The sequence below is a fragment of the Reichenbachiella sp. genome (assembly GCF_033344935.1).
Taxonomy (GTDB): Bacteria; Bacteroidota; Bacteroidia; order Cytophagales; family Cyclobacteriaceae; genus Reichenbachiella.
This window is the reverse complement of the sequence record NZ_JAWPMM010000001.1, coordinates 2,187,745-2,210,209: the sequence shown is the minus strand read 5'-3', so window position 1 is coordinate 2,210,209 and position 22,465 is coordinate 2,187,745. Positions and strand designations below refer to the sequence as shown.

Annotated in this window: 19 protein-coding genes; 8 read left to right on the top strand and 11 right to left on the bottom strand. The window is 40.7% G+C overall.

Features of this window, described 5'->3' with window-relative positions; genetic code table 11:
- Positions 1–47: 47 nt before the first annotated feature.
- Positions 48–1,079: a uroporphyrinogen decarboxylase gene (gene hemE, locus R8N23_RS09520; RefSeq protein ID WP_318171360.1), complete on the top strand. Its 1,032-nt coding sequence runs from the start codon at positions 48–50 to the stop codon at positions 1,077–1,079.
- On the opposite strand, the gene R8N23_RS09515 is transcribed toward hemE, so the two are convergent.
- The 4 genes from R8N23_RS09515 to R8N23_RS09500 form a co-directional block, all read right to left on the bottom strand.
- Complete coding sequence (locus R8N23_RS09515; RefSeq protein WP_318171359.1) at positions 1,076–3,385, bottom strand: response regulator; 2,310 nt, start codon at positions 3,383–3,385, stop codon at positions 1,076–1,078. The two genes, hemE and R8N23_RS09515, sit on opposite strands and share 4 nt — an antisense overlap.
- A 193-nt stretch (positions 3,386–3,578) precedes the next feature.
- Positions 3,579–4,772, bottom strand: coding sequence for a pyridoxal phosphate-dependent aminotransferase (locus R8N23_RS09510; protein ID WP_318171358.1), 1,194 nt, complete (start codon positions 4,770–4,772; stop codon positions 3,579–3,581).
- A gap of 188 nt (positions 4,773–4,960) precedes the next feature.
- The gene (gene recR / locus R8N23_RS09505) at positions 4,961–5,578 is read right to left on the bottom strand and encodes a recombination mediator RecR (RefSeq protein ID WP_318171357.1); all 618 of its coding nucleotides are present in this window, start codon (positions 5,576–5,578) and stop codon (positions 4,961–4,963) included.
- 8 nt (positions 5,579–5,586) lie between these two features.
- Entirely contained in the window at positions 5,587–5,868 is a 282-nt protein-coding gene (locus R8N23_RS09500; RefSeq protein WP_318171356.1) for an ATP-dependent Clp protease adaptor ClpS, read from the bottom strand.
- A 150-nt stretch (positions 5,869–6,018) separates the two neighbouring features.
- Between R8N23_RS09500 and R8N23_RS09495 the strand changes: the two genes are divergently transcribed.
- Together R8N23_RS09495 and R8N23_RS09490 are read left to right on the top strand one after the other, a co-directional pair.
- Positions 6,019–6,492, top strand: a complete 474-nt coding sequence (locus R8N23_RS09495; RefSeq protein ID WP_318171355.1) for a C40 family peptidase — start codon at positions 6,019–6,021, stop codon at positions 6,490–6,492.
- A gap of 55 nt (positions 6,493–6,547) precedes the next feature.
- Positions 6,548–7,012 carry a DUF4136 domain-containing protein gene (locus R8N23_RS09490; protein WP_318171354.1) on the top strand — a complete coding sequence of 155 codons (465 nt, stop codon included), beginning with the start codon at positions 6,548–6,550 and terminating at the stop codon, positions 7,010–7,012.
- 12 nt (positions 7,013–7,024) lie between these two features.
- On the opposite strand, the gene miaA is transcribed toward R8N23_RS09490, so the two are convergent.
- Positions 7,025–7,936: a tRNA (adenosine(37)-N6)-dimethylallyltransferase MiaA gene (miaA, locus tag R8N23_RS09485; protein WP_318171353.1), complete on the bottom strand. Its 912-nt coding sequence runs from the start codon at positions 7,934–7,936 to the stop codon at positions 7,025–7,027.
- A 319-nt stretch (positions 7,937–8,255) separates the two neighbouring features.
- Between miaA and R8N23_RS09480 the strand changes: the two genes are divergently transcribed.
- Complete coding sequence (locus R8N23_RS09480; protein WP_318171352.1) at positions 8,256–8,663, top strand: DUF1987 domain-containing protein; 408 nt, start codon at positions 8,256–8,258, stop codon at positions 8,661–8,663.
- A gap of 70 nt (positions 8,664–8,733) precedes the next feature.
- Here the strand turns inward: R8N23_RS09480 and R8N23_RS09475 are convergent, their stop codons facing one another.
- Together R8N23_RS09475 and R8N23_RS09470 are read right to left on the bottom strand one after the other, a co-directional pair.
- Positions 8,734–10,050 carry a dihydrolipoamide acetyltransferase family protein gene (locus R8N23_RS09475; RefSeq protein ID WP_318171351.1) on the bottom strand — a complete coding sequence of 439 codons (1,317 nt, stop codon included), beginning with the start codon at positions 10,048–10,050 and terminating at the stop codon, positions 8,734–8,736.
- Between the two features lie 62 nt (positions 10,051–10,112).
- On the bottom strand, positions 10,113–11,363 hold the full coding sequence (locus tag R8N23_RS09470) for a competence/damage-inducible protein A (RefSeq protein WP_318171350.1): 1,251 nt from the start codon (positions 11,361–11,363) through the stop codon (positions 10,113–10,115).
- Between the two features lie 175 nt (positions 11,364–11,538).
- On the opposite strand from R8N23_RS09470, the gene R8N23_RS09465 reads away from it, so the two are divergent.
- Positions 11,539–12,207, top strand: a complete 669-nt coding sequence (locus R8N23_RS09465; RefSeq protein WP_318171349.1) for a hypothetical protein — start codon at positions 11,539–11,541, stop codon at positions 12,205–12,207.
- 3 nt (positions 12,208–12,210) lie between these two features.
- Here the strand turns inward: R8N23_RS09465 and R8N23_RS09460 are convergent, their stop codons facing one another.
- From R8N23_RS09460 to rsgA, 3 genes are all read right to left on the bottom strand, one after another.
- Positions 12,211–14,238, bottom strand: a complete 2,028-nt coding sequence (locus tag R8N23_RS09460; protein ID WP_318171348.1) for an NADPH-dependent 2,4-dienoyl-CoA reductase — start codon at positions 14,236–14,238, stop codon at positions 12,211–12,213.
- Positions 14,239–14,342: 104 nt separating this feature from the next.
- On the bottom strand, positions 14,343–14,777 hold the full coding sequence (locus tag R8N23_RS09455; protein WP_318171347.1) for an SRPBCC domain-containing protein: 435 nt from the start codon (positions 14,775–14,777) through the stop codon (positions 14,343–14,345).
- A 26-nt stretch (positions 14,778–14,803) separates the two neighbouring features.
- Positions 14,804–15,871 carry a ribosome small subunit-dependent GTPase A gene (rsgA, locus tag R8N23_RS09450; protein WP_318171346.1) on the bottom strand — a complete coding sequence of 356 codons (1,068 nt, stop codon included), beginning with the start codon at positions 15,869–15,871 and terminating at the stop codon, positions 14,804–14,806.
- Positions 15,872–15,959: 88 nt separating this feature from the next.
- Between rsgA and R8N23_RS09445 the strand changes: the two genes are divergently transcribed.
- Positions 15,960–18,797 (top strand): pitrilysin family protein, encoded by a 2,838-nt coding sequence (locus tag R8N23_RS09445; RefSeq protein ID WP_318171345.1) that lies wholly within the window; start codon positions 15,960–15,962, stop codon positions 18,795–18,797.
- A 370-nt stretch (positions 18,798–19,167) separates the two neighbouring features.
- Here the strand turns inward: R8N23_RS09445 and R8N23_RS09440 are convergent, their stop codons facing one another.
- Positions 19,168–20,163 (bottom strand): hypothetical protein, encoded by a 996-nt coding sequence (locus R8N23_RS09440; RefSeq protein ID WP_318171344.1) that lies wholly within the window; start codon positions 20,161–20,163, stop codon positions 19,168–19,170.
- A 233-nt stretch (positions 20,164–20,396) separates the two neighbouring features.
- On the opposite strand from R8N23_RS09440, the gene R8N23_RS09435 reads away from it, so the two are divergent.
- Together R8N23_RS09435 and ppk2 are read left to right on the top strand one after the other, a co-directional pair.
- On the top strand, positions 20,397–21,266 hold the full coding sequence (locus R8N23_RS09435; RefSeq protein ID WP_318171343.1) for a putative phage abortive infection protein: 870 nt from the start codon (positions 20,397–20,399) through the stop codon (positions 21,264–21,266).
- Positions 21,267–21,650: 384 nt separating this feature from the next.
- A complete protein-coding gene (gene ppk2, locus R8N23_RS09430; RefSeq protein ID WP_318171342.1) occupies positions 21,651–22,433 on the top strand; it encodes a polyphosphate kinase 2 in 783 nt (260 codons plus the stop codon).
- The last annotated feature ends 32 nt before the right edge of the window (positions 22,434–22,465 follow it).

Genomic DNA, 22,465 nt, shown 5'->3' with positions numbered 1-22,465 from the left:
TTTGTCCCATCCCCTATTATCTTTGCGGCCGGAGAAAATAGAACCCTATGATTTTACAAAACGATCTAATATTGCGAGCAGCCAGAGGAGAAGAAACAGAAAGAGTGCCGGTGTGGCTGATGCGTCAGGCTGGAAGAATTCTGCCCGAATATCGTAAAGTTCGTGAAAGCGTAAGCGGTTTTATTGAACTGGCTACCACTCCGGAGTTAGCGGCTGAAGTAACCATCCAACCGGTAGATCTATTAGGCGTTGATGCGGCCATCATTTTCTCCGACATTTTGGTGATTCCTGAAGCCATGGGATTGCCTTATCAGATGATCGAGAAAAAGGGACCATGGTTTGAAAACACGATACAGTCTGCAGCTGACCTAAAGAAAATCAGAATTGCTGAACCAGAGACTGACTTGGACTATGTGGCCGAAGCCATCAAAATCACCAAAAAGGAATTGAATGGTCGTGTACCTTTGATCGGGTTCGCCGGAGCACCATGGACGATTTTCTCCTACATGGTAGAAGGCGCTGGTAGCAAGACTTTTTCTAAGGCCAAAAAGATGCTTTACACTGAGCCAGAGCTTTCTCACAAACTGCTGGACATGATCACAGAAAGCACGATCAAATACTTGCAAATGCAGATCAAATGCGGCGCCGACTTAGTACAGATTTTCGACTCTTGGGCGGGCATCTTGTCTCCGGCACAGTATGAAGAATTTGGATTGAAATACATTTCCAAAATCTGTGATACCATAGACATCGTACCTGTGACTGTATTTGCCAAGGGCGCTTATTTTGCTAGAAAGCAAATGGGACAACTCAACTGCGAGACCATTGGATTGGACTGGAACATGGCGGTAGCACCTACCAGAAGATTGATAGGTCCAGACAAAACACTTCAGGGAAATTTAGACCCTTGTGTGCTTTACAGTACGGATAAAGAAATTGAATTGCAAACCATTGAGATGCTTGAATCCTTTGGCGGTCATAGACACATCGCCAATTTAGGCCATGGCGTTTACCCAGACATTAATCCTGAGAAAGTAAAGGTGTTTATTGAAACGGTAAAGAATTGGAAGGCTAATTAATTCACCCCTTTCTCTTCAGATTCTTTCCGCTCGATATGCAATTTGATCTTATTAAATAGATCGTCTGGATCGAATGGTTTGGTAATGAAATCATTCATTCCGGACTTGAATACACGATCGCCTACGTCCAACATCACAGAGGCGGTTAAGGCAAGGATTGGCACCGTATAGCCACGTTTTCTCAATTCTTCGGATGCCGTATAGCCATCCATTTCTGGCATTTGCAAATCCATCAGCACCAAATCATAAGATTCGATGGCTGTCTTTTCTAATGCCTCTCGGCCATTCTCAGCCACGTCCACTTTGATATCCCATCGCGACAGAAACTTCTTAGCTACCATCACATTTACTGGATTATCCTCTACCAGTAGTATGCTTTTTCCTTCCAACTGATTATGTACTTCTGAAATCTTCTCGGTCACTTTTTCCTGATTCTCGCTGATTGCAAATGTTTGAGTAAAATAGAATCTTGAGCCCTGCCCTTCAACACTAAACACATTGATTTTTGTGTTTTGCATATCCAGTATTCGTTTGGTAATGGACAAGCCCAAACCAGTTCCTCCATATTCACGGGTTGTGGATGTAGAGGCCTGAGAGAAACTATCAAATATGGTTTTGATTTTGTCTTTGGGTATTCCAATACCCGAATCTTCTACGGAAAACTTGATAGACACTCTATCTTTGGTTAACATGATAATGGTCATACTGAGCGTCACACCACCTTCATCTGTAAACTTGATCGCATTACTAATCAGGTTGGTTAGAATCTGACTCAAGCGTAATCCATCACAAACGATAAAATTTGGAATCTCTTCATCATGAAGAAAGTTCAAATAAATGTCCTTTTCCTTGGCTCTATTATCAAACCCTTTGGTAATGTTTCTGGCCATTTCAACCACATTGACATCCACTTCTTCAAACTCAATCTTTCCTGCATCGAGTTTACTGTAATCCAGCACATCATTAATCAGTACATGTAAATGCTCCGCTGAGAACTTCAATGTTTTTAGATCATCCGTATGCTGTTTTTTGGGTTTATCCCCAATTAGATAATTGGTCAAGCCTATCACCGCATTCAAAGGTGTTCGGATCTCATGAGAAATCATGGATAGGAAATCAGACTGAGATCGAGCAGCGGATTCTGCCTTCTCTTTGGCCATCTCAATTTTCCGGTTGTATCGATAAAAAAGAATGATCGATTGGAAAAAGAAAAACTGCTGATACCCCACAAAATAGAAGAGCATAGAATTTTTCATAAACCCAAAGTGCTCCAGGATAACAGCTCCCATGACCAGAAAGAGTAAAAAAGAACTTATCAATGACATTAATGATCCTTCCCTCTTGTTGACTACAGCAAGCACATAGGTATACATCATATAGACGAACCCAATCAAGATCATAACAGAATAAGGTCCCACTAATTTGGTAAAAAACTTAACCGGTGCGAAGAGTGTAATTAATACGAATGTGCCACTTATGATTGTCACAAAAAGTAAAAACAGTCTGGACGTCTCTCGCTTATATAGATAATAAGAATAGAAGGAGAAGAAAAGCCCAGCCATAAACATGGTGATGTACTCGGCCTTGAGCGTCAGCAGCCAAGGCAACTCCGGATATAATGAATGAAGGGTATAGCTCCCCGAGCCTATCGATCGATAACTATAGAACAAACAAAAAAGTGAAAAGTATAAAATCTGCTTTTCATGTCTACCAAACCAGAACAAGACCATAAAAAAGAGGCCTATGAAAAACAAACTAGACGACATAATCAGATCGAAAGCCTTCTGACGACCCTCTACCGTTTGCATTTTCACTTTCTCTCCTAGCTTAATATCATAGAAACTACCTCCACGTGAATGTTTGTAGTTAGATATCTGCAATACAATTTCCAGTGTATCAGATTTAACCTTGAACTCCCTGGTCATATACTGCCAATGAGGCTTGGAAGTCACCTCATGCATGCCTACCTGACCATTGGAACCCAAGTATTCACCATTCAAAAAGAGTAAATAAGAAGAATAAAAATGTGGAATGGTTATCGCCAGCTCTGGCGTCACCGAATTGACTATGACCTGCAAGCGTTGTGTAGCGAACCCTACTGGTGTAATGGTATCCTCATCGATAATATCTCCTTCCCAAAGCATGGGAAATTTCCGGTAAGTTTCAGGAAGGTCGAGATATTCGAAATCAGCTGGATATAGGATTCTCTCCCAATAAAACTCCCACTCTCCTGCCAAAGAAATAGGCTCATTTTTTTGAAATTCCCATTCTCTAAGGTCAAGAATTCCTTGTTTTGCTGTGGGCAAATCTTGAGCGTTCGAGCTCAAAAAACTGAGCATCAACAGACCAAGTATTAGATAATTGAGGTGGCTTGGCGTACTTAATTGAGAGGTATAATTCCCGACTGAATTCATCAAGGGATAAAGCTAAGTAAATCAGTGGAAATATGAGAAAGAAAAAAAGGATTGCTCTGATGAACAATCCTTTCTGTATTGATTCTTAGCTCAATTTGGCTAATGTTTCTTTGACTCTTTTCAGCGCTTCCTTAAGGTTCTCTTCAGATGCCGCGTACGACAGTCTGATACAATCAGGATCCCCGAAAGCCGCACCAGTCACCAAAGACACATGTGCGTTTTCCAGCAAATACAAACAAAGGTCGCTGGCATCGTTAATCGTAGTAGACCCATCAGACTTACCAAAGTAGCTGCTTACATCTGGGAAGAAATAAAAGGCTCCTTGTGGCATGTTCGTCTTCACACCAGGGATGTCATTAAGCAATCCAAACACCAATTCTCTTCTTTTTCCATATTGCTCTGTCATGGCCTTGGTTGGGCCTAGGTCAGAAGTCAATGCCGTAACTGTAGCTCGCTGTGCAATGCTACAATTCGCCGATGTTACTTGTCCTTGTATTTTAGAACAAGCTTTAGCAATCCAAGTTGGCGCACCGATATATCCTACTCTCCATCCAGTCATAGCAAATCCTTTAGCCATACCGTTGATAGTCACGGTCTTGTCTAGCATACCTGGCAAAGCACCAATACTAGCATGAGCTCCAGAGAAGTTAATATGCTCATAAATCTCATCTGAGATCACGATTACATCTGTATCTCTCAACACGTCTGCAATCGCAGACAATTCTTCTTTAGTGAATACTGAACCAGTCGGGTTACACGGAGAGGAGAAAATGATCGCTTTGGTCTTATCCGTCAAAGCCGCCTTAACTTGTTCTGCCGTAGCTTTGAAATCATTTTCAATACCGCCCTTTACTAATACAGGAGTACCTTCTGCCAACTCAATAGCTGCCGTATAACTCACCCAGTATGGTGATAATACGATCACCTCATCTCCTGGATTTACCAGAGCCATCATAACATTGACGATCGACTGCTTCGCGCCATTAGAAACTACGATCTGGTCTGCCGTATACTCCAGTCCATTTTCGTTTTTAAACTTGTCAGCTATGGCTTTTCTCAAATCCGCATAGCCATTTACTGGTGGGTAGGCAAAATATTTTTCAGAATCAATGGCTTCTTTGGCGCCTTCTTGAATGTGTTTAGGCGTTTTAAAATCTGGTTCTCCCAGACTCAAACTAATCACGTCTATACCATTTTCTTTGAATTCTCTAGCTTTGGCAGCCATCGCCAGCGTGGCAGACTCTGCCATGTTTTTGATTCTATCCGATAAGTGTTCCATTGATTGATTTTCTTGAAATTATATGCGCAAAAGTAGATAAGCTCTTCACCAATCGCATAGCATTCATCTTAAAAATTTTAACAGCTACGTTAAAATATGTTCAAAAATCTACTGTTTTACTGAACTCAAATACAAAGATCAGCCAATTATCCTATGATATTCGAAATGTGGTGTTCCTGAAAATTAAATTAAGCATCGCCTGAAGAGTAACTGGTTCGGGTCACAATGCTTCTGCCCAAAGTCACTTCGTCTGCATATTCCAACTCACCGCCTATTGGTATCCCTCGGGCGATGGTTGTAATCTTCACACCGGTTTCTTCCAATTTTCTAGACAAATAAAAACAGGTAGTATCGCCTTCCATGGTGGCACTAAGTGCCAAAATCACCTCTTTTACTTCACCTTCAGACGATTTAATCCGATCCACCAAAGTATCAATATGTAGGTCTTCCGGTCCAATTCCCTCAATCGGCGAAATCACTCCGCCTAGCACATGAAACATGCCTTGATACTGGCCAGTACTTCGAATAGCTAACAAATCCGGTGTATCCACCACAACGCAAATAACCGACAAGTCACGGCTAATAGTCCTGCAGGTACAATCTGTGGTATGAGAAATCACATGACAGGTACCACAGTATTTGGTCTCTTTTCTCAATCTGACCAGGGAGGCGGCCAGTCCCTCGGTGGTCGCCTCGTTTTCTTTGAGCAGATGTAAGGCTAACCTTAGTGCTGTTTTTTTTCCGATACCCGGTAGTTTGGAGATTTCCTTTACCGCCTCCTCTATCAATTCGCTTGGAAATTCCATTCTATAGTTTAATTAATCACAGCGCTGATGCCGGCGTCCAGAATACCTTCTTTCATAGGTTTTAAAACTTCATAGGTGCCTTTTTTCACCTGACATTTGCCATTGAAATGAATGATATAGGTACATTGCTCTGCCTGTACCCTTTCGTGCTTGCAAACCTTAATCAAGGTATTGATCACATGATCGAAGGAGTTTACCTCATCATTGAAAACTACGAGCGTACGCCCTTCATCTTCTTGCTCTTCTTCTAATACATCTACTAGCTCTTCTTCTTCAAATTGCCAAGACATCATTTTTCTCATTTTGCGATTTGCAATAATAACTTTGATCAAAATTTCAACAAAGATAATTATTGTAAAATTCCCCAACAGAAATAGTCGTTAAAAACACTACTTGGTAAATTTGGCACCATTACTGTTTATCAGTTCAAAATTTTCAATATGCCTAGAATAGGATTTTTATTTCTTACTTTCACAATTCTTATCACTGCCCCTACATTAGCTCAAAAAAAGAAAAGACAACGGGCACAATCCATACAAAATGTCGTAGATGCTGCCTATACCTATACCGGCACTCCTTATAAATATGGAGGAACCAGCAAGAGTGGTATTGATTGCTCCGCGCTTATGCAAAATTCCTATGCACAAGCGGGATACAGCATTCCAAGAACCGCAAAAGCCCAATCTAAGTTTGGGAAAAAAGTGGGCTGGAATAGTATCCGACAAGGGGATATCGTCTTTTTCAAATTCAAAGGAAAAAGAGAAAAATGGTATCACAGTGGAATGATCACCTCCGTGACTCCCGATGGGACCTACTTTATTCATGCCTCTTCTTCTCGCGGGGTGGTAATTTCTGATCTGAATGCTGATTACTACAAAAGCAATATAAAAACCATTCGAAGAGTGATAAAATAAGTCTGGGGGTTATGGTCAACGGTTATTATCTTGTTATTCTTAAAATTCTGTTGATATGCATAAAAAAATCACCCTCCTTATTCTTGCCATTGTCTCAATCTCCTCGGCTCACGGCCAACTCGCCTTTCGACACCATTACTATCAATCTGAGGTGTCTCAATACAAAACTTATCGGTTGGCAGCCTTCACCATCAACAAAAAGGAAGCGGATCCTAGCGTAAGCACTGAAGTATCCTCCGTACAATCAAAACTGCACGAGGCCTTGTCTAAAAATGGTTTTGAACAAGCTGAGTCTCCTGATTTGCTAATATTCTTAAAGCTGAAAGTGGACACGCTTGGTGCTCAGCTTCCTCAGCAAGAGAGAAAAGAACTAATCACCAATTTCACTATTGATATTCGACAAAATCCGAAATATGAGAAGGTATTCATGGGGACTGTCAATGGCCTGATTGTAACCAATGAAAGAAGTGAAGGCCGGCTTAAAAAAATCTATAAGAAGTTCTTCAAAGACTTCAAATAAAGATATATAAGCCTAACCTAATCTTGATTGAATTATTTTGATCATTTCGTCGAGCTGATTAGGTTCGAACCAATTCACTTCTTCATCTTTTCTAAACCAAGTCAATTGTCTTTTGGCATATCGTCTGGAATTTCTTTTGAGTAATCTGATAGCCTCTTCTCTATTATATTTTCCATCTATGAAGTCGAAAATCTCTTTATAGCCCACTGTTTGCAGCGCATTATTTTTTCGGTAAGGGTACAAACCCTTTGCCTCATCAAACAACCCTTGTTCAATCATTAAATCCATTCTTTGATCAATACGGTCATAAAGCGTAGCGCGATCCATTTCTAATCCAATCTTTAAAATGTTGAATGAGTGCGCTTTCGTTTTGGCTCCTTGCCGAAAGTGAGAATATGGCAAGCCGGTCGTACGATATACTTCCAACCCCCGCACTACTCTTTGCGGATTTTTCTGATCTACCTGCTCAAAATACACCGGATCTGCTTCTCGAAGCTCCTCCAACAGCTTATCCAGTCCTTTATCATTTAGTTCATGATTGAGTTTTTCTCTAAGTGCAGGATCCGTTTCCGGCATTTCGTCCAGCCCATCACAAAAGGCCTTTACATACAACCCAGAACCACCTACCATAAACTGCACTTTATTTTTTTCAAAAAGAAGTGGGAGCAAATCATCTACGTCAGACGCAAATGCACCCGCATCATAATCTTCTGAAATGGAGTGCGTATCTACCATATGATGTGCAACCAACGACCTTTCTGTGGCATCAGGTTTTGCAGTACCAATTTCCATCTCTCTATAAAATTGTCTGGAATCTGAAGATATAATTTCTCCCCCAAAATGCTGTGCCAGAGCAATCGTTACAGCAGTTTTTCCCACTGCTGTTGGACCAACCACGACCACCAAAAGCTTATCGTCACCCATGCTTCAAAGATAAGTGAAGCTGTAAATGGAAAAATGAAAAGTACATTTATTATCTCAAGTATGAAATTACGAAGATAGCCCAGAAACATTTTCGCATTTGTATTCATATTCTAAGTCTAAAAGGATATATTAGCCGGAAGGTAAAGGGTATGCCTTGTACAAAAAAGTTAAAAACTGTTCAGCAGACAGAGAAAAATTTGTACTATGCGAAAAGGTTGAATTACTGATAGTATTGTCAGTCCTCTTTTCTATACCTGAACCTCAAATGATAATAAGCAACTTAATCGAAACTCTACGGCATTAACCAGCTAAGCCGATTATGAGAAAAGAAGATGGAGGATTTATGGAAAAATTGATTGTTAGGCCTACAAGAATAACCCCCCTAATATATTTCGACCCTAATCGAGGGCTACTTGAATTGAGAGGAAAATCTAGTCCTGAAAATTCAATTCAGTTTTACAGCAATTTGATCAGAGATCTGGAAGAATTCGGACGAAACGGCAAACAAAACCTTATTGCCAATTTCAAATTCGAATATTTCAATACCAGTTCTTCTAAATGCTTGTTCGACATATTTAGGAAATTAAATATTGTAAAAGAAAATGGTTTTGATTTGTCTATCAACTGGTATTACGAAGAAGATGATGAGGATATGCTAGAAGCAGGCGAAGATTATGCAGACCTACTAGGCATCGAATTCAACTATGTAGAAACTCAGTTTGACTGATTAAAATCAAAACGAAGAAATAAAAAAGGCAATCAATTGATTGCCTTTTTTATTGATGTTCAAATATTATTTATATCGTTCTTTCAGGATCGAATTTTTCTAAATAGTCAGCCACCCGTCGAACAAACATTCCTCCCAAAGCTCCATCAACTACTCTGTGGTCATAAGAGTGAGACAAGAACATTTTGTGTCTGATACCAATCAAATCCCCTTGAGGAGTTTCAATTACGCTTGGCTTTTTCACAATTGCACCCAAGGCCAGAATACCCACTTGCGGCTGCATGATAATCGGTGTTCCCATTACATTACCGAAGGATCCTACGTTCGAAACCGTATAAGTACCGCCACTTAGATCGTCTGGCGTCAGCTTATTATCTCTCCCTCTTCTCGCCAGGTCATTCACTTTTAATGCGATACCTTTCAAACTTAGTTGATCAGCATTCTTAATGACTGGCACAATCAAATTACCTGAGGGTAACGCTACTGCCATTCCAACATTGATCGATCCTTTTTTAATAATCTTATTACCATCCACTTGAACATTGATCATTGGATAGTCCTTAATAGCGTTTACTACTGCTTCAATGAATATTGGAGTAAAAGTGAGTGCTTGCCCCTCTCGTTCCATGAAAGCTTTCTTATGCTTTCCTCTCCACTTTACTACGTCGGTCACATCAGCTTCCACAAATGAGGTAACGTGAGGTGAAGTCTGCTTAGAAGCCACCATGCGTTCTGCAATCATCTTGCGCATGCGATCCATTTCGATAATTTCGTCTTCACCAGAAAATGAAACTGCTACTGGTTGAGCGGCAGACTTAGTAGGGACAGCGCCATTTGAAGCAGCTGGAGCTGCCACTGGAGCAGGCGCTCCATTAGATTTTCTTGTTTTGACAAAAGCTAGAATATCCTTCTTGGTTACTCTTCCTTCCTTACCCGTACCAGGCAAAGATTCCAATTCGGACATCGGGACACCTTCTTCTCTGGCTATATTCAAAACCAAAGGAGAATAGAATCTTCCTGAAGTTGGTTTTTCTAAAACTGGAGCAGGTGCACTCGCAGAATGAGCCTCTACCGCTTCGGCAACCAAGGCCTCTGCTTTTTCCACTACTTCTGCTTCTGGTTTGGCGGGAGCAGGAGCATCAGCACCATCGGTAGCAATTACTGCTATCGGCTTGCCTACTTCTACAACATCTCCTTCGTTCGCTAATATTTCTTTCAATACACCAGCATGAGTAGAAGGCACTTCTGTATCCACTTTATCAGTAGCTACTTCCAAAACAGACTCATCTTGCTCGATCGTATCTCCTACTTTTTTAAGCCATGAAAGGATGGTTCCTTCCATGATACTTTCGCCCATCTTGGGCATTACCATTTCTACTAAGGCCATAATGTTTTATTACAGTTTTCGGGTCTAATCAGCTGCTAAGTTACTTGATTTAACGCTAAAAATCACTGTTTATCAAGGGTTTGACGCAGGAAATTGAGGGCATGAATCGCCGTATATTCTATATTGAGAATCCGTGTTCCGGGTAACTGAATTTTTCGCGTTACCACATTTTTTCCAAAGGATATTGCCATCCAAACGGTACCTACAGGTTTTTCTTCTGTACCTCCATCTGGCCCGGCGATGCCTGTGGTTGAAATACCTATATCTGTTTTGAACTTTTTTCGCACCCCAACTGCCATTTCAGTAGCTGTTTCTTCGCTTACCGCTCCATAGGTATCAAGGGTCTTATCACTCACTTCCAAGGCTCCTTTTTTTATGTCATTATGATACGAAACCACAGACCCCCAGTAATATTCTGAACTTCCTGGGACGGATGTCAAACGATGAGCAAGAAATCCGCCTGTACAACTTTCTGCTGTCGCAATTTTAAGCGCTCGAGTTTTGAGCATTTCTCCTACAGCATCTTCTATCTGAATATCACCAAACCCATACACGTATGATTTAATAGTCGGCAAGACTGCTTCAATCTGCTGATCCATTTCAGCCTCCAGGATATCACGATCTTCCCCTACTCCAGTCAATCTTAAACGTACCTGACTCTTACCAGGCAAGTAGGCCAATGCCAGATGCTCCGGAAGATTGTCCTCCCAATCACTTATTTCCTCAGCCAACCAAGATTCTCCTATTCCAATGGTCTTAATGACTTTGTGTACAATTACTGGTAACGTGAAATGTTTTTTAAGTTTAGGTAAAATGGTTTTAGCCATCATAGCCTCCATTTCAAATGGTACACCGGGCATCGACACTACTACCTTTTTACCTTTTTCAAACCACATACCCGGAGCAGTACCCCTTTCATTTTTTACTTTTTTACAACCTTCAGGCAAGAAGGCCTGCTGCCTATTGATTTCCGTGACTTCTTTCCCAAATCGACTGAAAATATCTTCTACATCTTCCAAAGCACTTGGGTCAAGCTCAAGCTCCATATCAAAGTATTCAGCCAAAGTTTTTTTAGTAATATCGTCCTTCGTTGGTCCCAAACCGCCAGTAATCAAAACAATATCAGACCTCTTCAATGACTCATCTAAGGCATCCAGTATTTCTTGTTTTTTATCTCCTATAGCAATTTTTCGCCTTACCTTAATTCCAATATCATCTAATTCACGGCTAATCCATTTGGTATTAGTGTCCAATATTTGACCATACAATATTTCATCTCCTATGGTAAGAACTTCAGCGAAAATCTCTCTCATATGACTATGTCTCTTTAGTTGCCCGAAGTTATACGTATTCACGCTAAAAGGTTCAAAATTTTCGAAGCAAAACACTTTCTTGACCCTATATCAAATACAATACATTGACATTTTCATTAATTAAATTAACTCGAATGGAAGCCTTTGACTAATATTGTGACTTATTTGAAAAACAATGATGATTTCTACAAAACATATCCTAATCTGCCTTTTGGCCCTAACACTCACATTCAATTCAAGTTGGGCAATCAGTCCATCGTTTGAAGTGGTTAAAAAAGATCCGCAAACTGAAGTCAAAATCAATAAGCTCTTAGTAATCGTATTACTGAGAACTAAAGAAAACCGAGTAACGCTAGAAGATGAATTAGGATATGATCTAGGTGACCATGGAATTTCAACGGTGAGTAGTCACAAAACCAGATTGATTGGTTCTGAACGACTTACAAAAAAAGAAGTTAGAGCAGTTTGCGACAAACATAGCGCCGATGGTGTACTTGTAGTGCGATTGGTTGATATCGAAGAAGAAAACGGTTACTCTTATAATCAGCGTTCGCAGTATACTGGTGCAGGCTTTACTTCAGCCAATAGTAGCGGCGTCGTGATTGCCGGAGGCCAGAGTTACTCATGGGGCGATTATGCTTATGGAAATTATTTCGATGCCGTTTCTTCAGACAGAATAGAAATTCAATCAGATATTTATCATATCAGTAGCGATAAACAGTTAATGACAGATGACATCGTCATGAGAATTGACCCACGAGAAGTTGAGAAATCCATTGGAAAATTTGCCAAAAAACTAAGTAAGAAAGTTTCTAAGCAGAAGTATATCGTTAAAGAAAAGTAAAAGCTACAAGGCAGCTGCAAGACGGCTGGCCTGATCGATAGCTCGCTTGGCATCTAGCTCTGCAGCTACATCAGCGCCACCAATTTTAGCAACATTTACCCCCTCTTGTTCTAGTGTGGTCACCAGAGAGTTTTCTGGCAATTGACCAGCGCAAAGAATGATGTGATCTACTGGTAATATCTGCTGTTCTCCTTTGATTGTGATATGTAATCCTTCATCGTCAATTTTATCATAGGTCACATGGGTAATCATTTTCACCCGCTTGTGCTTGAGCGTAGTTCTATGAATCCACCCGGTGGTCTTACCTAGCTTTGCTCCCATTTTACTCTCAGATCGTTGGAGCATCACTATTTCTCTTTTGGATTTTGGCATTTCGGGTTTTACCAAACCTCCTCGGTGCTGATTCTTGATGTCTACTCCCCATTCATGCATAAAGTCCTCAATATTCAAACTAGGACTTTCACCTTCCTGACTCAGGTATTCAGCCACATCAAAACCAATTCCACCAGCTCCGATAATCGCTACTTTGTCACCCACAGGCTTATTATGTCTTAGCACATCAATATAGGAGAGCACTTTTGGGTGATCTTGCCCTTCAATACCTGGATCTCTAGGATTTACACCTGTGGCGACAATCACCTGATCATATCCTTCGGATGCTAATTGCTTGGCATCGACTTTTGTATTTAGTTGCAGATTCACTCCAGTCAACTCAATGCGCTTATTGAAGTATCTGAGTGTCTCATAAAACTCCTCTTTTCCAGGGATTTTTTTCGCCATATTAAACTGACCACCAATCTCACCTGCTGCTTCAAAAAGTGTAACCTCATGACCACGTTCTGCCGCAATCGTGGAATAAGCAAGGCCGGCAGGGCCAGCTCCAACAACAGCCACTTTCTTTTTAGAAAAGGCTGGCAGATAATTCAATTCCGTTTCTTTACAGGCACGAGGATTAACCAGACAGGTGGAAAGCTTATTTTTAAATACATGATCCAAACAGGCCTGATTACACCCAATACATGTATTGATTTCATCTTCTCTTCCCTGCTCTGATTTTATCATTAAATCAGCATCCGCTAAAAATGGACGAGCCATAGATACCATGTCAGCATCACCATTGGCCAGAATTTTTTCAGCCACATCAGGTTTATTGATTCTGTTTGTGGTGATCAAAGGAATACTGACTTCTCCTTTCATTTTCTTAGTGACCCAAGTGAATGCTCCTCTGGGCACCATGGTAGCAATCGTTGGGATTCTTGCCTCATGCCAGCCAATTCCGGTATTGATAATGGTCGCGCCTGCCTTTTCAATTTCCTTTGCCAACTGAACCACCTCTGACCATTCGCTACCCTGCGGAATCAAATCCAGCATAGACAAGCGATAGATGATGATAAAGTCTTCACCAACGGCTCGACGAACTGCCTTTACCACTTCTACTGGAAAGCGCATTCGGTTTTCATAGCTTCCTCCCCATTGATCCGTACGCTTATTGGTATGCTGAGCGATGAATTGATTAATCAAATACCCCTCAGAACCCATCACTTCGACTCCATCATAGCCAGCCTCCTTGGCTAGCGCGGCACATCGTGCAAAATCACTAATCGTATTTCGAATCCCTCTTTCAGAAAGTGCAAAAGGTTTGAAAGGGGTAATTGGTGATTTAATAGCCGATGGCCCGACATTCAATGGGTGGTAACCATACCTACCAGCATGAAGGATTTGCATGCAAATCTTTCCGTCATGCTCATGCACCCGCTCCGTTACTATCCGGTGCTTCTTGGCATGTATCGTTTTTGTCATTCTAGCAGAAAATGGAGCAACCCATCCTTGTCTATTAGGAGACACTCCTCCTGTTACGATAAGCCCTACTCCTCCTTTGGCTCTTTCCCCGAAATAGGTCGCCATTCGTTCAAAGCCATTTTTAGTCTCCTCGAGTCCCGTATGCATGGATCCCATAAGAGATCTGTTTTTCAATGTGGTAAATCCTAAATCAAGAGGTGCAAAGAGATGTGGATACTTGTCGTGAGCCATGATCTTTCTATTGGGTTAAATGCCTAACCTTAATTTTAATGGATATTATCGACTTGAGGAAAAGATTGCAACTATTTATTATGCATGCATAATAAATTCAACCATTAGGACTCTATATAGGATTTGAACGAATTTAATAAGTCAGGCCATGCCTGTTTCACCGCTTCATAATACCAATCCCAATCAGCCCCCGACTGATAACCATCCTGACAGAGATAGAATTCACTTCCACTGTCCTTTGACCTTACACGAACCGTCAAACTCATGGGACCAAGTAGATCTTTGGTTGGATTCAAATACACAAAATTGTCAATGATCAACTCGCTCATTGGATCATAGGATACAATCTGACCAGAGGAAACATATCCAAAACCCTGATCGGAAATTTGCCAGACCAAGGTGTATAGTCCGCCAGGCTTAGGCACTATCAAAGCTTGTTCTACCTGCCACCATTCTTTGAGTCTTTCAGTGTTGACAAAAGCATCAATGATTTTCTCTGGTGTGGCGTTAATAAATAAACTGACTTCTACCTTTCTCATAACGATGAAGATTGATTAGAATAAACTTAATACTTATTCTGTTTGCGTGCCTTTTTGACTTGCTTCATCATCTTGCCAAATCCTTTGTCTTTGCGCTTCTTATCTTCAGCACTAGTTTCAAAATGCATTTTTTCTTTATACATCTTCTGGTAGTTGTTGTAGGATTCTTGATCCAACTCGCCATTCTCTAATGCTTCAAGTATGGCACACCCTTCTTCATGCAAATGAGTACAGTCTTTGTATTTACAATCCTCGGATAATTCGAGAACTTCATCAAATGTCATTTCTAATCCTCCTGTACTATCAGCTATGCCAACTTCACGCATTCCAGGATTATCAATCAATATCCCTCCACTCTCTAATACAACAAGCTCTCGATGCGTCGTTACATGTTTACCACGATCTATGCTCTCACTAACCTCCCCTGTATCCATTTGTTCTTGACCGTACAAATGATTTAAAAGCGTAGACTTACCTACGCCGGAAGAACCTAATAGACAATAAGTCTTTCCTCTCTCAATTAAATCAGACACTTGCTTATAGCCGCCTTCGATTTGATTACTGACTGGTACAACTAAAACGTCTTTAATTCTGCTACCAATTTCAGACAGCACTGATTTCAATTCAACAGCTTCCAGCAAGTCTATTTTACTAAGAATAATCACCGGCTGGATATCAGCTGAATAGCAAATGGTAAGATACCGCTCTAATCTATTGATGTTGAAATCTCGATTAACCGACTGTACAATTAGGCCGACATCAATATTCGAAGCAATGACCTGCTTCTCCCCCTTCTTGCCTACTGCCTGTCTGACGAGCATGGAATATCTGGGGTATATGCCATGGATTATGGCTTTGTCCTCATCATAAGGAGAAAGTGCCACCCAATCCCCAACAGAAGGAAAGTCTTCTCTGCTCTCAGCAGTAAATCTCAAATTACCCAACAGTTCGGCATCAAAATGTCCATTGCTTGTTATTACATCATAGCGCTCTCGATGCTCCGAAGTCACACGCCCTATCTCAAAGGATTCCAATCCTTGTTCTAATCCAAAGGTCCTCATCTCGTCTGTAAAACCTAAATCCTTAATATCCATTCCTATAAATATTTTGCCACCCTAATAATTAAGAAGAACATGACGAAAAATTAAATTAAATTCCATGATCTAAACTCAAAAAATGAACATGCTACAAAGAACAACCGCATTCGCTCTATTCCTATCCTTGATTTCGTGCCAAGAAGAAGCGAAAGACACTAATCCACCTCTGGATGTAAATTATGAAAAAATTGTGCTAGATAATGGGCTAAACGTCATATTTCATATAGATAAATCTGATCCTGTTGTAGCTGTATCCCTAACTGCCCATGTAGGATCGGCAAGAGAAAAAACAGGCAGAACAGGATTTGCCCACTTATTTGAGCATTTGCTATTTCTGGAATCGGAAAATCTTGGCAAGGGAGGGTTAGACCAAATGAGTGCCAGAATAGGTGGCTCTGGAGCCAATGGCAGTACCAACCGAGACCGCACCAACTATTATCAAACGGTTCCAAAAAATGCACTAGAAAAAATGATCTGGGCAGAAGCCGACAAGCTCGGCTGGTTTATCAACACGGTCACTGAACCCGTGTTAGCCAAAGAAAAACAAGTAGTAAAGAATGAAAAACGCCAACGCGTGGACAACCAACCTTATGGTCATACTTATTATGTAGCTAATAAAAATCTATATCCGTCGGGTCATCCCTATAATTGGCAAGTAATCGGCTCATTGGAAGATCTTCAAAATGCCACATTAGACGATGTCAAGGAGTTCTATGCAAAATGGTACACCCCTAATAATGTAACCTTAGTCATTGCTGGCGACTTCGATTTGGCTCAGACTAAAACCTGGGTGAAAAAATACTTTAACGAAATCCCATCTGGCGACCCAATTTCACCTATCAACCCACAACCTGCCACGCTGGACAGTACGATCAAAGTTTACCACGAGGACAATTTCGCAAACCTCCCTGAACTCACATTAATTTGGCCAACGGTAGAAATATACCACCCTGATAGTTACGCATTAGAGGTATTGAGCAATTACCTATCTCAGGGGAAAAGTGCCCCATTGTATCAAGTCTTAGTGGAGGATAAAAAGCTCACCTCCAATACAAAGATGTATAATTACAACGCAGAGCTGGCGGGAGAACTTTACCTAAATGTCACTGGTTTTGATCAGATAGATTTGGATGATGTGCTTCTTGCGATAAACGAAGGTTTTGAAAAATTCGGAAAAGAGGGAATTTCAGATCAAGACTTAATAAGAATAAAGGCACAACAAGAAGCAGATTTTTATGGTAGTATCTCAAGTGTAGTTGCTAAGAGTTTTTATCTGGCTCAGTATAACATTTTCGCCGATGACCCAGGGTTTATTTCCAGAGATCTGCAACAAACCCTGCAAGTGACAAAATCCGATGTCCAAAGAGTGTATGAAAAATACATCAAGGGCAAACCTTTTGTTGCGACAAGTTTCGTTCCCAAAGGTCAATTGGATCTGGCTTTGAAAAACTCCAAAAAAGCTGAGGTGGTGGAGGAAACCATCTCCCAGGGTGCCGAAGAAACTTTTGATTCTTCTATTGAGGCGACCTATGAAAAGACACCATCTACATTTGATAGAAGTATAGAACCACCTTATGGTGAAACTCCTAAGATCACACCTCCAACCGTTTGGAATACAGTGCTTACCAACGGGCTACAAGTGTACGGCATTAAAAACAATGAGGTACCCGTGGTTGATTTTAACCTCATCATCAAAGGTGGACAGTCTCTTGAAACTTCTGACAACCTGGGTGTAGCTAATTTGGTCGCTGGGCTGCTTACTAAAGGTACTGCAAACAAAACTCCTCAGGAGCTAGAAGAAGAAATTGAATTGTTAGGTGCTACGTTGGATATCTCTGCGCAAAAAGAAAGCATCCGTATCTCAGGTTCAACACTTGCCAAAAATTTCGAACAAACCATTGCACTTGTCGAGGAGGTGATCGTATCACCCAGGTGGGATGAAAAAGAATTGGCCTTATATAAACAAGAAGTAATCAGTTGGATTCAACAAGATGCAGCTTCACCAGGCAAAATAGCTGACAACCAATTTGACTCTTTATTTTATGGAGAAGGGCACATTCTGTCCAACAACTTATTCGGGACAGCCGCATCCATTGAGAGCCTAAACATGGATGATCTCAAGGCCTATTATCAACTCTTATCATCTGCAAACACCACCATGCACGTAGTAGGCGACATCAGTCAATCTTCAGTTCAAACAGCCTTACAGCCAATGGTCGTAAGCTGGCCGACCAAAGCAGTGAATATTCCTGATTTGCCTACTCTTGATACCCCGAAAAAGAGCACAGTATTCTTTTATGACGTTCCTGGTGCCAAACAATCGCATTTAAGACTTGGCTACCCTTCTCTTTCATCTTTAGATAAAGACTACTTCCCAGCGAAAGTGATGAACTATCTTTTGGGTGCCTCGGGGTTTGCATCGAGATTGACGCAACAGTTGAGAGAAACCAAAGGTTATACCTATCATGCAGATTCGGAATTCCAGGGTGGACTTAACAAGGGACCATTTCTAGTCTACTGCAGTGTACGTAGCAACGTCACCCTTGAGTCTTTAGAAGTGATCAAACAAATTCTAGAAAATTACGGAGAATCATTTTCAAATGAAGATCTGTTAACGACGAAAAGTTCGATGGTGAAGGGTAACGCCAGAGCCTTTGAAACCGCCAGCGCCAAACTCCGCATGCTCGAAAACATCAGCACCTATGGCTGGTCGACTGATTACGTACTTCAACAAGGTCAAATAGTAGAAAACATGACTCTCGATGAAATCAAATCTTTAGCTGACAATTATCTTAAGTCAGACCAAATGATTTGGTTGGTAGTGGGCGATGCTAAAACTCAAATGGATAGGCTCAGTGAATTAGGATTTGGAACACCTATTTTATTAAATGAGAAAAGTGAAGTAATGATGTCTAGCAAATAGCTTAATCAGTACCAGTAAAACGGGCATTGTGCAAAACCTGTGTATATCAAGTGGGAAAGTTGAGGATAAGAGATAGGCCAATTTATTGTACAAAGATGTTTTAGTTTCTACCTTAGAATTACCAAATAAGGGAAAAAAGTCAGTCGAATGACAATCTCAAAGAAGGGAAGGTTTTAGGAGATACGTCGAATAAGATCGAATTTCGGAGAGGTATTAAGCGGACAGGTTAGCGCAAGTTGATCTGCAACATTAAAGGGCTTTGGACAGTAGTTTGGCAATGTAGTTGAGCTTAGGTTCAGTTACATTGAAGAGGGTGCGGAAGTCTACGTGATTTCAGCACCCTTTTTGGTTTTATTGATTTCATTTCAACCTACTGAGTCTTTTTCCACTCTTTCAAAAAATCCCTCGTTGAATTAGATAATGTCGTTTTTCTATTGATATATGGAGCCAAATATTTTTCGAGCAATGGGAAATACTCCTCATACACTCCTCTTTCCATGTATGTTTGAGTGTAGTCAATACCTTGTTTTTCAAGCAAGCCTTTTGTGATCTGACCAGTAAAGTAAAACAAGTATACATGTTCGAGGCTTCTTGGGCCTTTCAAATTTTCCGCTTCCATTAGGTCTTTTATTGTTCCAGCAACAAAGTATGAGTTACCCAGGATTAGGCCATGGGCAGACTCATGATAGAGTAATTCAAGCCAATTGCCTTTTATGTCATTCTCACCCACTACATTCATCACTACGTGGGTTGGAAATATGGTAGTGTATGGACGAGTATCAAACCTTCTAGTTGTAGTCTTACCAAAATAGCTGAGATCTACTCTCACCTGAGGAGGGTCAAACTGCCAAAAGTGTCTTGTCAGCTTCGTAATCCGATCTACAAATTCATTTTCTGTTTTTCGAATCAAATCAATATTCTCTGAAAATGTTTTTAATACTTCTTTGCGCTGATTGGGCCAAAAGTACCTCTGATAGTATGAATCAAATCCTATTAACACATCCATGTGTGACGCAAACTGCTTAGGAATATTATCCAGACTTGTATTGGGGTTAGTAATCCATCGTTTGAAATCAGACATATACTCATTATACCTCAGATCTTTTCCCACTAGTTCCTTCCTATAATAATCTAAAGCTCCGTCAACTTTAGTCTGGTCAGATAATGGAAATTCAAAATTTATGATGGAGCTGTCAGCTTTGACATTCAAAAAGGCTTCTGTCCATAGAAAATGGTGCATATTAAGCCAATAGTTAATATGAAAACTATAATAATTAGTGGTGTCAATTCGGTCAGACTTAGACTGACCACAAATTTTTGTAGAAATAACAATTAGACCTATACAAATCAATAATAGCTTCTTCATAGTCAAAGGGACTTGGCTCAGCTATGTAGATTAGCCTGTAGAATCAACCATAGCTAGTTGTAGTAATCTAGCAAAATATGATGATACCCACAATGGTATTCTATGAATGAGTCTATAGTAGTGACCAATTTTACAAATTTGCAGATGAATGTAAGCTTATTACAAACATGACGTTTTACAAAAAATTAAAAGTAATCTAGTACTTTAGCAGGCAAGCCAAATGCTGAACTACTATGACATCTAAGCGAACCAAACTACGTGCATATTTCGTGAAATTTCTGGGCTTTTCAACGCTCCTTTCCGTCCTACTCGGATTCGTTGTTGCCTACGTGGTGTTTGTAAAACTCAATGTGCTCAGCAGCGATATGCTATCAGATTTGGAATCACTAAGCAAGATGGGAGAATTCTTCGGCGGTATCGTTGGGCCGATCTGGGCATTGGCTGGTGTGATACTTTTCTATCTGGCATTGATCTACCAACGTAAGGAACTAGAGCTACAGCGGGAGGAGCTTTTTGAGACTCGAAAGATTATGGATAGTCAATCCCAAACCATAGAGATACAGCAATTCGAAAACACCTATTTCAAGCTTCTTGAATTTCACCTTGCTGCGTCCTCTCGTATAGAGTCGCAAGAGGCAGGCAACGGTTTTGAGGTTATGTATAAAGCATTTACTAAGGCCGTGAATGACACGAAGAAGAGGAGAAAAAAGGATGGTAGCTCTGAAATTCTAGATGAAGAAGCCTTTGAAACTTGCTTTAGGCAGGTATATGACAGCTATCGAAACACCATCTCTCACTACATGGAAAGCTACAAATCGCTGATTTATTTGGTAGCTGAGAAAAGTAAGGACCCAAATTTCTACATCAATATCATCAAACCACACCTCACCGAACAAGAAGTGCTGTTGCAGTTTTATTACTTGATTACTTACAACAAAGACGAAAAGTTTAAGGAGATTGTAGAGAACTACGGCCTATTCGAGCGACTCAACTTCCGATCTGTGCAGGCCATTGACCGGCTACACTTAGACGAACTGAAGAAGACGGCCTATCAACCTACTAAATTGCCTACAGCTAAGAAAGAGGAGAAGACTGAGGACTAAAAATCATGTATTAATGATTTCCCTTTGTTGGAATTGTCTCCAACAAACATAGCATATCAGCTGATGATAGAGGCTTGTTGGTCACAAGATCAACAAGGGCGAAAGGTATGCCAATTTAACAGTAGATGTTTGTTGGTTCCGCCAAAGGCATCCCTTCGGGAAAAGAACAATAAGAGCCAAAATCGTGAGGTATTCAGTGGTCTGACGAATATTTATCATCCAAACCTTTTAGGTTTAAAAAAGCATTCTTAAACAATTGGATATATCAGGGAGCAGCGATTCGTCTGACCACTATCTATCAACGGTCGTAACGAACGGGTCCCAGACCCGCCCAAGAATGAGTGATGATAAGGTTTTCTAAAATCTATTTTAGTAAATTGAATCATGGCAAATCAATCGGAATCTTTTAATTACCAACAAGAACTGGACAAGCTCCATATTGAATTGGTGCACCTTCAAACCTGGATTAAAAAACAGGCATTGAAAGTAGTCGTGGTTTTCGAGGGTCGTGATGCCTCAGGCAAAGGTGGTGTCATCAAAAGAATCACTGAGCCTCTCAATCCACGGATCTGTAAAGTCGTAGCTCTGGGTGTACCCACTGAACGCGAGAAGTCGCAATGGTATTTTCAGCGTTATGCTGCACACTTACCAGCGGCCGGAGAAATGGTACTTTTTGACCGCAGTTGGTACAATCGAGCCGGAGTAGAAAAAGTAATGAGATTTTGTTCGCAAGAGGAATACAATGAGTTTCTAAGAGCTTGCCCGGAGTTTGAACGCATGCTGGTACGTTCGGGGATCATTCTACTCAAATACTGGTTTTCGGTTAGTGACCAAGAACAAGAAAAGCGATTCAAACGAAGAATAGAAAACCCACTCAAACGATGGAAGTTTAGCCCAATGGATTTGGAGTCGAGAGCCAAATGGCTGGAATACTCTAGGGCTAAAGACGAGATGTTTGCTCATACCGACACCAAGCAAGTGCCTTGGTATGTAGTAGATGCTGACAATAAGAAAAAGGCCAGACTCAACTGCATTAGCCACATCTTGAGTCAAATTCCTTACGAGCCCATGCACATCGACCCAATTGAATTGCCTCCATTACCTCAGGATAAAAAATATGTGAGACCACCTAAAGACTATCAGATGTTCGTACCAAAGAAGTATTGAATATAGTTTATTAATCTTCGAAGTCGTATTAT

Coding starts and splice junctions, on each gene's coding strand:
- hemE (WP_318171360.1), top strand. CDS start 48: ATGATTTTACAAAACGATCTAATATTGCGAGCAGCCAGAGGAGAAGAA.
- R8N23_RS09510 (WP_318171358.1), bottom strand. CDS start 4,772: ATGGAACACTTATCGGATAGAATCAAAAACATGGCAGAGTCTGCCACG.
- recR (WP_318171357.1), bottom strand. CDS start 5,578: ATGGAATTTCCAAGCGAATTGATAGAGGAGGCGGTAAAGGAAATCTCC.
- R8N23_RS09500 (WP_318171356.1), bottom strand. CDS start 5,868: ATGTCTTGGCAATTTGAAGAAGAAGAGCTAGTAGATGTATTAGAAGAA.
- R8N23_RS09495 (WP_318171355.1), top strand. CDS start 6,019: ATGCCTAGAATAGGATTTTTATTTCTTACTTTCACAATTCTTATCACT.
- R8N23_RS09490 (WP_318171354.1), top strand. CDS start 6,548: ATGCATAAAAAAATCACCCTCCTTATTCTTGCCATTGTCTCAATCTCC.
- miaA (WP_318171353.1), bottom strand. CDS start 7,936: ATGGGTGACGATAAGCTTTTGGTGGTCGTGGTTGGTCCAACAGCAGTG.
- R8N23_RS09480 (WP_318171352.1), top strand. CDS start 8,256: ATGAGAAAAGAAGATGGAGGATTTATGGAAAAATTGATTGTTAGGCCT.
- R8N23_RS09475 (WP_318171351.1), bottom strand. CDS start 10,050: ATGGCCTTAGTAGAAATGGTAATGCCCAAGATGGGCGAAAGTATCATG.
- R8N23_RS09470 (WP_318171350.1), bottom strand. CDS start 11,363: ATGAGAGAGATTTTCGCTGAAGTTCTTACCATAGGAGATGAAATATTG.
- R8N23_RS09465 (WP_318171349.1), top strand. CDS start 11,539: ATGATGATTTCTACAAAACATATCCTAATCTGCCTTTTGGCCCTAACA.
- R8N23_RS09460 (WP_318171348.1), bottom strand. CDS start 14,238: ATGGCTCACGACAAGTATCCACATCTCTTTGCACCTCTTGATTTAGGA.
- R8N23_RS09455 (WP_318171347.1), bottom strand. CDS start 14,777: ATGAGAAAGGTAGAAGTCAGTTTATTTATTAACGCCACACCAGAGAAA.
- rsgA (WP_318171346.1), bottom strand. CDS start 15,871: ATGGATATTAAGGATTTAGGTTTTACAGACGAGATGAGGACCTTTGGA.
- R8N23_RS09445 (WP_318171345.1), top strand. CDS start 15,960: ATGCTACAAAGAACAACCGCATTCGCTCTATTCCTATCCTTGATTTCG.
- R8N23_RS09440 (WP_318171344.1), bottom strand. CDS start 20,163: ATGAAGAAGCTATTATTGATTTGTATAGGTCTAATTGTTATTTCTACA.
- R8N23_RS09435 (WP_318171343.1), top strand. CDS start 20,397: ATGACATCTAAGCGAACCAAACTACGTGCATATTTCGTGAAATTTCTG.
- ppk2 (WP_318171342.1), top strand. CDS start 21,651: ATGGCAAATCAATCGGAATCTTTTAATTACCAACAAGAACTGGACAAG.